This is a genomic window from Gordonia sp. 852002-10350_SCH5691597, from assembly GCF_001665715.1.
Lineage (GTDB): Bacteria > Actinomycetota > Actinomycetes > Mycobacteriales > Mycobacteriaceae > Gordonia > Gordonia sputi.
On the sequence record NZ_LZMO01000176.1, the window covers coordinates 1 to 2,191 of the forward strand.

The window sequence follows — 2,191 nt, forward strand, 5'->3', positions numbered from 1 at the left end:
CGTGTTGCGTGGCGACTCAACGCCACACCCGGCATGCCCGCAAATCCCGAACGCATCAACCGCATCGCCGACGTCAAAGCCGACTTCCACGACTACCTCACCGCCGAACACATCAACAACCACACCGCCGCCCGCAGCGACGGCACACGCGAGCGCGACAGGCGCCACGGTTACCGCGATCGACGCGCAAGCCTCGGATACAGCCGACACAGAGATCGTCACGCGACCGTCGGGTTCAGCGGACGCCGAGATTGTGGTCGCGGACGCAGTCGGTGCCTGGATGACGTCGCCGCCCTCGACACCAGGCGCGCCGAGCGTGAATGAGGCGACGGTGACCGACATCGAACTCGCACTGGCGGACGCGATGCCCACCGGCGACACCCTGCGCCTGAGCTCGCGCGTCGACATCCAATGGAACCTCGCTGATCCACCCGACCCCGAGCCACCCACAGGCCCAGACGCGCCAACAGGTCCGGCTCCACCAGGCCTCGACCGCCTCGGCGGCCCCAACCGGCTCAGCGGCGTCGATCCGCCCGGAGACGTCGACCCGCCTTTGGCCGACGCCGCCTGACCGCTGTGTCACCTGACCACCGCGTCAGCCGACCCGCGCGCCAACCCGACCCGCGCGCTAGCCCACGATCCGGGTGGACCGTCGAATCCGGTTGTGCCGCAACCAGCCTGCCCGCCGCCACGCCCCGGTGGCGGGGTAGGGGTCCTGCCGCCTGGTGTCGAGTATCAATCCGCCAGCAGTAGCGGCGCCGTGCCGAACAGCACGATGACGAAGAAGGCGAACTCGAACCACATTGCGCCCTGCCAGATCTGCCAGCGGCCGGCGGCGCGCCAGACCCGGTACGTGCGTACCGCTGTCGACAGTGCTGCGATCAGTACGACAATCGGGGCGACGACGAGCAACAGCGTTTGCAGGCCGTCCGACGACGCGGCCGCGACTAACACGATGGCGACCGTGAAAAGCACCGTGATCACCACTGACGTCATTGCGCGACGGAACTCACTCGGCTCGGACGGTGATGGGCTGCCGGTGGATTCGCCCTCGTTCCGACCATCTCGATCGCTGGGCAAATTGTCTTGCGGCCCAGTCATTTTGGGTCACCACCAATCAGTTCGGGTGAAGGTGCCGTTTGTTCCGGATATGGGCGGCGGTTCATCCACCGTACATCCGCCGATCACCGCCGAAGGCTCTGCTGACACCTTCAGGACTTTCTTCCATTGCCCTCGCAACCGTCGGCGGGCACGATGGATGGTGAGGGTTACTGAGCAGACAGTTGTGAGGAGTTGGAGAACAGATGAACGCGATTCTCGTCGGCGTCGACGGTTCTGAAGCGGCAACGGCAGCGGTCCGTTGGGCTGCGAAGGAAGCAGAACTCGAACACCTCGACCTGAAGCTGGTCGGGGTCTACGACGCGAGCACGAGCGACTACGCTCCGGGACTCATCATCCCGCAGGACGTGATCGATGCGATTCGGCAGGACGCCACCGACGCCGTCCAGAGCGCTGCCGCCGCAGCGAAGGAAGTTGCTCCAGACATCACCATCCACACGTCGATCGTCGACGGTGACGCAGCCCGAGTCCTGCTCGAACTCGGCAAGGACGCCGCACTCATCGTCGTCGGAACACGCAAGCTCGGCAGCGTGAAGGGACTCTTCCTCGGCTCCGTCAGCATGACCGTTGCCGCGCACCACCACGGTCGCGTCGTCGTGATTGACGGCGAGGGCAACACCGACGGACCTGTCGTCGTCGGCATCGACGACTCGCCGGTGAGCGAGGCTGCCATCAAGGAGGCGTTCCGCCAGGCGTCGTTGCGTAACGTGCCGCTCGTCGCGGTGCACACCTGGACCCCGCTCGACGTCGACGCCTTGCACGGCTACGGAATCGATCCCGACGAGGTCACTCGTATGTCGCAGGATGCCGTCGAAGCACTCGCAGAGCGGCTGGCGGGCTTTGCGTCGGACTTCCCCGACGTCACGATCGAGCGCAAGGTGATTCCCGAGGACCCGGCGAAGGCCGTGCTCGACGCCGCAGGCGACAAGGCGTCGCTCATCGTGGTCGGCAGCCGTGGTCGCGGTGGCTTCACCGGCCTGCTCCTGGGGTCGACGAGCCAGAAGGTGCTGCGCGAGGCCAACGCTCCAGTGATGGTCGTGCGGAGCTGACGGTCGTCGGCCCTCGCTGATCG

General features: G+C 66.3%; 3 protein-coding genes and 1 pseudogene. 3 read left to right on the top strand and 1 reads right to left on the bottom strand.

The features are described 5' to 3' along the window. Together A5777_RS25405 and A5777_RS25410 are read left to right on the top strand one after the other, a co-directional pair. Window positions 1-324, top strand: a pseudogene (locus A5777_RS25405) (hypothetical protein); the annotation flags it as partial. Window positions 325-331: 7 nt separating this feature from the next. Beyond that, complete coding sequence (locus A5777_RS25410) at window positions 332-571, top strand: hypothetical protein (protein ID WP_231895039.1); 240 nt, start codon at window positions 332-334, stop codon at window positions 569-571. Between the two features lie 164 nt (window positions 572-735). Here the strand turns inward: A5777_RS25410 and A5777_RS12200 are convergent, their stop codons facing one another. Then, entirely contained in the window at window positions 736-996 is a 261-nt protein-coding gene (locus tag A5777_RS12200; protein ID WP_210734464.1) for a hypothetical protein, read from the bottom strand. 308 nt (window positions 997-1,304) lie between these two features. Here A5777_RS12200 and A5777_RS12205 point away from each other — a divergent pair, with 308 nt between their 5' ends. Then, a complete protein-coding gene (locus tag A5777_RS12205) occupies window positions 1,305-2,168 on the top strand; it encodes a universal stress protein (RefSeq protein WP_005202566.1) in 864 nt (287 codons plus the stop codon). Window positions 2,169-2,191: the final 23 nt, after the last annotated feature.